4 protein-coding genes are annotated in these 6,862 nt (G+C 68.2%); all 4 read left to right on the forward strand.

What is annotated here, in order from left to right; genetic code table 11:
- The first annotated feature begins 346 nt into the window (after positions 1–346).
- The 4 genes from glgX (at position 347) to VIB55_RS12950 (ending at position 6,674) form a co-directional block, all read left to right on the forward strand.
- Positions 347–2,542, forward strand: a complete 2,196-nt coding sequence (glgX, locus tag VIB55_RS12935; protein ID WP_349263022.1) for a glycogen debranching protein GlgX — start codon at positions 347–349, stop codon at positions 2,540–2,542.
- Positions 2,535–4,424 carry a malto-oligosyltrehalose trehalohydrolase gene (gene treZ / locus VIB55_RS12940; protein ID WP_331877067.1) on the forward strand — a complete coding sequence of 630 codons (1,890 nt, stop codon included), beginning with the start codon at positions 2,535–2,537 and terminating at the stop codon, positions 4,422–4,424. Before glgX ends, treZ begins: the two co-directional genes overlap by 8 nt.
- Positions 4,425–4,909: 485 nt before the next feature.
- Complete coding sequence (locus tag VIB55_RS12945; protein WP_331877068.1) at positions 4,910–6,211, forward strand: erythromycin esterase family protein; 1,302 nt, start codon at positions 4,910–4,912, stop codon at positions 6,209–6,211.
- A 124-nt stretch (positions 6,212–6,335) separates the two neighbouring features.
- Positions 6,336–6,674: a hypothetical protein gene (locus VIB55_RS12950; RefSeq protein WP_331877069.1), complete on the forward strand. Its 339-nt coding sequence runs from the start codon at positions 6,336–6,338 to the stop codon at positions 6,672–6,674.
- Positions 6,675–6,862: the final 188 nt, after the last annotated feature.

Below are 6,862 nucleotides of genomic sequence, written 5' to 3' on the forward strand. Positions count from 1 at the left end.
CTCTCCCACGCTGTTTGTGGGAGAGGGTGGACGAGCCTAAGCGAGGGCGGGTGAGGGCCGCGAGGACGGGTGAGGGCCCCAGCGGAGCCGGGGTTCGCCTCACCGGCCTCTACGAGAGGATCTACAGCAGAAGCAGCGCCCGGCACCGTGCCCCACCTGCGGTGCGCACGGCGGACTTCGTGCCTTTGAGAGACGCGGCGGCGACAGGTTCGCCGCCGCGAAAACGACGGAAGGAACCGACGGAATGGACTTCGACCAGAACAAGAGCGAGCAGCCGCAGCCCCACGCACTTCCCCCGGAGCAGGCCCCGCCCGTGCCCTCGGGCCCGGTCAAGCGCCAGCCGGAGATGTACGTTCCCGGCTTCCTGGAAACGGCGGTCACCGCCTGGCCCGGCAAGCCCTTTCCCCTCGGCGCCACCTGGGACGAAAAGGCCGGGGGCACCAACTTCGCCATCTTCTCCGAGCTCGCCGTCGAGGTGGAGCTCTGCATCTTCGAAACGCCCGACGACCCCGAGCCCTCGCGCACCTACCGCCTGCGCGAGCGCACCGCCTTCGTATGGCACGGCTTCGTCGAGGGCATCGGGCCGGGAACGTACTACGGCTACCGCATCAACGGGCCGTACAACCCCGACCTGGGCCAGCGCTGCAACCCCTTCAAGCTGCTGATCGATCCGTACGCCCGTGCGCTGGCCGGCAAGGTGGACTGGAGCGCCCGCGAACGCGGCGAGGGCATGCCGTTCGGGTACATGATGGACCAGCCGGGTGAAGACTACGTCCTGGACGACGAGTTCGACTACCGCGCCGTGCCCAAGGGCGTGGTCATCGACGGCCACTTCGCCTGGGGCGACGACCGGCGGCCCGACACGCCCTGGTACCAGACGGTGATCTACGAGGCCCACGTGAAGGGCCTCACCATGCTCCACCCCGACATCCCCGAAGACATCCGGGGTACGTACCGGGCCGTGTCGCACCCCGCCATCATCGAGCACCTGAAGTCGCTGGGCGTTACCGCCATCGAGCTGCTGCCGGTGCACGAGATCGTCGACGACTCGTTCCTCGTGGAAAAGGGGCTGCGCAACTACTGGGGCTACAACACCATCAACTACTTCGCCCCGGCCGGCCGCTACGCCTCGGTGCGCGGCTTCTGCGACCAGGTGCGCGAGTTCAAGGAGATGGTCAAGGCGCTGCACGAGGCGGGGATGGAGGTGATCCTGGACGTGGTGTACAACCACACGGCCGAGGGCAACCACATGGGGCCCACCCTGTCGTTCAAGGGCATCGACAACCCCACGTACTACCGCCAGGTGCCCGGCAATCCCCGGTTCTACATGGACTACACGGGAACGGGCAACTCGCTGAACATGCGCCATCCCCAGACCCTGCAGCTGGTGATGGACAGCCTGCGCTACTGGGTTCAGGAGATGCACGTCGACGGCTTCCGCTTCGACCTGGCCAGCACCCTGGCGCGCGAGCTCCACGAGGTGGACCGCCTTTCCGCCTTCTTCGACATCGTGCACCAGGACCCGGTCATCAGCCAGGTGAAGCTGATCGCCGAGCCCTGGGACGTGGGCGAAGGCGGCTACCAGGTGGGCAACTTCCCCGTGCTCTGGGCCGAGTGGAACGGCAAGTACCGCGACACCGTGCGCGCATACTGGCGCGGCGACGAGGGAAAGCTGGGCGAACTGGGCTACCGGCTGACGGGCAGCAGCGACCTGTACGAAAGCGACGGGCGGCGGCCGCACGCCAGCATCAACTTCGTCATCGCGCACGACGGCTTTACGCTGAACGACCTGGTCAGCTACAACCACAAGCACAACGAGGCCAACGGCGAGAACAACCAGGACGGCGACAACAACAACCACTCGTACAACTTCGGCGTCGAGGGGCCCACCGACCGGCAGGACATCATCCGCGCCCGCGAGCGGCAGAAGCGCAACTTCATGACGACGCTCCTGCTGTCCCAGGGCGTGCCCATGATCTGCCACGGCGACGAGATGGGCCGCACCCAGCACGGAAACAACAACGCCTACGCGCAGGACAACGAGCTGGCGTGGGTGCACTGGGACCTGGGCGAGCGCGACCAGGAGATGCTGGAGTTCACCCGGCGCGTGGCGCGCCTTCGCCGCGACCATCCCACCTTCCGGCGCAGCAAGTTCTTCCGCGGGCGGGAGATCCGCGGCAGCGACGTGCGCGACATCATGTGGCTGACCCCCGCCGGCAAGGAGATGACGGACGAGGAGTGGAACGTTGGATACGTGCGCTGCTTCGGGATGGCGCTGGGCGGCGAGGCCATGGAAGAGTGGAACGAGCGCGGCGAGCAGATCACCGACCAGAACTTCCTCCTCCTCTTCAACGTGGACGGCGGAGACATCGACTTCACCCTTCCCGACTTCGGCGACTCGCGCGGATGGTGCGTGATGCTCGACACCGCACGCCCCGAGGTGCAGGAAAAGTCCGTCTGCTATCCGGATGGCGCCACGTTCACCATGGCGGGGCGGTCGATGGTGGTGCTGATCGAGGACGAGGCGAGGGAAGGTGAGTAGGTCCAGCGAATGGCGCCTGCCCTTCGGCGCCAACGTGGTGGAGGGCGGGGTGGAGTTCCGCGTCTGGGCGCCGTCGAGCCGGAGCGTGGACGTCGTCATCTACGGGCCGGATGCGGAGCGTGTCGTTCCGCTGGATGCGGAGGCAGACGGATACTTCGCCGCGGCCGTCCCCGGCCTGGGCGCGGGCGCGCGCTACAAGTTCCGGCTGGATGGCGAAAACGCCTTTCCGGACCCCGCGTCCCGCCACCAGCCCGACGACGTGCACGAGGCGTCGGCGGTCGTCGATCCATCCGCCTTCGCTTGGACGGACTCCGCCTGGCGCGGGCTGGGTGACGATGATGACCTGGTGATCTACGAGGTGCACGTCGGCACGGCAACGGAGGAGGGGACGTTCGACGCGCTGATCGAGCGGCTGGACGAGATCGTGGCGCTCGGCGCCAACGCCGTCGAGCCGATGCCCGTGGCCGAGTTTCCCGGCGCGCGCAACTGGGGATACGACGGAGTGTTCCTGTACGCGCCCGAGTCGTCGTACGGCGGGCCCGACGCGTTCCGCCGCTTCGTCAACGCGGCGCACGAGCGCGGGCTGGCGGTGATCCTGGACGTGGTCTACAACCACCTGGGTCCCGAAGGCAACTACCTGCACGCCATCACCGGCGGCCAGTACTTCACCGACCGCCACTGCACGCCCTGGGGCGACGCCATCGACTACGAAAAGCAGCCGGTGCGCGAGTTCGCCATCCAGAACGCCATCCACTGGGCACGCGAGTACCACGTGGACGGTCTTCGGCTGGACGCGACGCACGCCATCCTGGACGATTCGCCCACGCACCTGCTGACGGAGCTCGCCGAGCGGGTGCGCGCGTCGGTGGACCGCCGCTTCGTGCTGATCGCCGAGGACGAGCGCAACGAGCGGCGCGTGGTGCTTCCCCCGCCCGAGGGGCACGGCCTGGATGGCGTGTGGGCCGACGACTTCCACCACCAGTTGCGGCGGCACACGGCGGGCGACCACGAGGCGTACTTCAGCGACTACACAGGCTCGGTTGCCGACATCGTACGGACGCTGCAGCGCGGCTGGTTCTACGAGGGGCAGGTGTCCCAGAACCACGACGCGCCGCGCGGCACCGAGGCCGCGGGGCTGCCGCCCAGCGCGTTCGTGCATTGCATTCAGAACCACGATCAGGTGGGCAACCGCGCCATGGGCGACCGGCTGACGGACGGCGTTCCGCTGCCGGTGTACCGCGCCGCCTCGGCCGTGCTGCTCTTTTCGCCGTACACGCCGCTGCTGTGGATGGGACAGGAGTGGGCCGCGACGACGCCCTTCCAGTACTTCACCGACCACCCAGAAGAGCTGGGCAAGCTGGTGACGGAGGGGCGGCGCAAGGAGTTCGGCAAGTTCAGCGCGTTCGCCGATCCCGCGGTGCGCGAGAAGATCCCCGACCCGCAGGCGGCGTCCACGTTCGCCAACAGCAAGCTCCGCTGGGACGAGCGCCAGCAGATGCCGCATGCCGGCGTCCTGGAGCTGTACCGCGAGCTGCTGCGCCTGCGCCGCACGCACCCCGCCCTGCGCCGCCGCAGCCGCGAGGGCTTCGACGCCGTGGCGCTGGGCGAGCACGCGCTGGCCATCCGCCGCGTCGGCGAGGGCGGAAGCGCGCTCCTGCTGGTCGCCTCATTCGGCGACGCGCTGGACGTCGATCTCTCCACCTCCCCCGAAACGCAGCCCGTGGGCGGCGGAACGTGGGAGCTGCTGCTGTCGACCGAGGAGGGGCGGTTCGGCGCTGAGGCGGAGGGTGAGGTGGCCCGCCTGTCGCCGCAGGGGCGGCTGGAGCTGCGCGGGCCGGGTGCCGTGGTGCTTAGCGCAGGCCCCCTCGCCCGGTCGCGCTGACAAGGGTCGTCCTCAGCCCTGCTGGGGCGACTGAAGTCGCGGCAACAACGGCCCAAAGTCCGCCTTCGCGGACTGCAACCGCCAGTCGAGTGCGCCGGGCCAGCCGAAGCGCGATCGAATTCTCCCTTTCCCCCGCTTGCGGGGGAGAGGGCCGGGGAGAGAGGGCTGCCCGGGGCATGCGCCGAGATCAACCGAAGCGCTACGTTCCTTGCCAGCGTTCCTCGACGAGTGCACTCGCCTAACCGAAGCGCACCGGACTGGCTCCCTTCCCCCGCGCAGTTTGCGGGGGAAGGGCTGGGGATGGGGGGCGCCGCGGCATGCACCGGAACCCCGTCGCACCCCAATCGACCTTCCCCCTCGCCCGCGCAGTTTGCGGGGGAGGGGCGGGGGGAGGGGGCTCTGCCTCCATCACACGCCCAAAACCTGCAGTAACCTCACCCATCAGTGCAGAAGGAACCGACCCAGCCCAGGACGCGGAGGAGGGGATGCAGGAGGAACGGCTGATCGAGGGAGTCAAGCGCATTTCGCGCCCGCTGCGGGACGACGGCGACCTGCAGCCCCTGCTGGACCGCGTGGGCGACGCGCGCGTGGTGCTGCTGGGCGAGGCATCGCACGGCACCTCCGAGTTCTACACGTGGCGCGAGCGCATCACCCGCCGGCTGATCACGGAAAAGGGCTTCCACTTCATCGCCGTCGAGGGCGACTGGCCCGACTGCTACCTGGTGAACCGATGGGTGAAGGGCGTCGACGGGCGCGAGACCGCGCGCGAGATGCTCCACACGTTCGAGCGCTGGCCCACGTGGATGTGGGCCAACGAAGAGGTGGCGTCCTTGGCCGAGTGGCTGCGCGCCCACAACGAGGCGCTGCCCGAAGATGGGCGCGTCGGCTTCTACGGGCTCGACGTGTACTCGCTGTGGGACTCCATGGACGTGGTGACGCGCTACCTGGAGGAGGTGGACCCCGAGGCCGCGCGGCGGGCGCGCAACGGCTACGGCTGCTTCGATCCGTACGAGCAGGACGTGCAGGACTACGCCATGGCCACGGCCCTGGTGCCCACCTCGTGCGAAGAAGCCGTCATGCGCATCCTGATGGACCTGCGCAGCAAGGGCCCCGACTACCGCACCGAGGGGCGCGAGGCCTTCTTCAACGCCGAGCAGAACGCCCTCGTCGCCCGCAATGCCGAACGGTACTACCGCGCCATGATCCGCGGCGGCGCGCAGAGCTGGAACGTGCGCGACACCCACATGGTCGAAACGCTGGAGCGCCTGCTGAACCACCACGGGCCTGAGTCGAAGGCCATCGTGTGGGAACACAACACGCACGTGGGCGACGCGCGGGCCACCGACATGGCGCGCGTGGGGATGGTGAACGTGGGATCGCTGGCGCGCGACCGCTGGGGCGGCGAGGTGGTGATCGCCGGGTTTTCATCCCACAGCGGCAGCGTGATCGCGGGGACCGAGTGGGGCGCGCCCATGCAGAGGATGAGCGTTCCCGAGGCGCGCGAAGGCAGCTGGGAGCACGTCTTCCATACAGCCGGCGCGCACGACAAGCTTCTGATGATGGATGAGCTGGACGACGTGGAGGGGGCGGCGGACGCGCGCGGGCACCGGGCCATTGGCGTGGTCTACCACCCCTCGCGGGAGTCGCGCGGCAACTACGTGCCCTCCGTCCTCCCGATGCGATACGACGCGATGCTGTACATCGACAGGTCCAACGCGCTCCGCCCGCTGAAGATGCCGGCCAGGCTGGACCACGAGCCCCCGGAGACCTTCCCGACGGGAATGTAGGTCGGATGCAGAGCGCGCGAAGGGATCATCCCCGTCGCGCACTTGGCGTCACGTGCGTGCTACCGAGGGCTAACAATCGTCGGCATTCCAGGCCAACAAACGTTTCCAACGATAGGACGATCCCATGACGCCACCTACCAATCCTGAGGCAGAGTGGACAGAGGGAGCGAAACCCTTGCGTGACAGAATGGACGCGCGCATCATTGCCGGCGAGAGTGGCCCGGCACAGGTGCGTCCAAAGGCGAGGGGAGGAATCATGACACTTGGAGTGGTCAGGCGATTCGCGGGCACGAAAGAACGGTGGAACGGGGATGAGTACCACGGATACGCGGACGACACCGAGTATCTGATGGCCTCCCCCGAGAACGCGCGGGTGCTGATGGAAGCGCTCGCCGAAGCCCGTGCCGGCAAGGGAACCCGGTTCGCGAACGTCGAAGAGATGCGCCGTGCGTTGGGATTGTGAAGCAGCGCTCGACCCGCGGGAGCGGGTCCCCGCCGAACACCCCGCCAGCGGCTCCGGAGGGGCAGCGAAGCCTCATCATGATGGCCCGCTTTGTAAACGACCTGCTCGTCTGGAGCCGGTCGGATCCGCGAATGGTCACTCGCATCCTGGAATTAGTCCAGAGCATTGAACGTGACCCGAAGCACGGG

Source organism: Longimicrobium sp. (assembly GCF_036554565.1).
Taxonomy (GTDB): Bacteria; Gemmatimonadota; Gemmatimonadetes; order Longimicrobiales; family Longimicrobiaceae; genus Longimicrobium.

What these genes read in the sequence shown, in the direction of transcription:
- VIB55_RS12950 (WP_331877069.1), top strand. Translation starts at nt 6,336, where the DNA reads ATGACGCCACCTACCAATCCTGAGGCAGAGTGGACAGAGGGAGCGAAA.
- glgX (WP_349263022.1), top strand. Translation starts at nt 347, where the DNA reads ATGTACGTTCCCGGCTTCCTGGAAACGGCGGTCACCGCCTGGCCCGGC.
- VIB55_RS12945 (WP_331877068.1), top strand. Translation starts at nt 4,910, where the DNA reads ATGCAGGAGGAACGGCTGATCGAGGGAGTCAAGCGCATTTCGCGCCCG.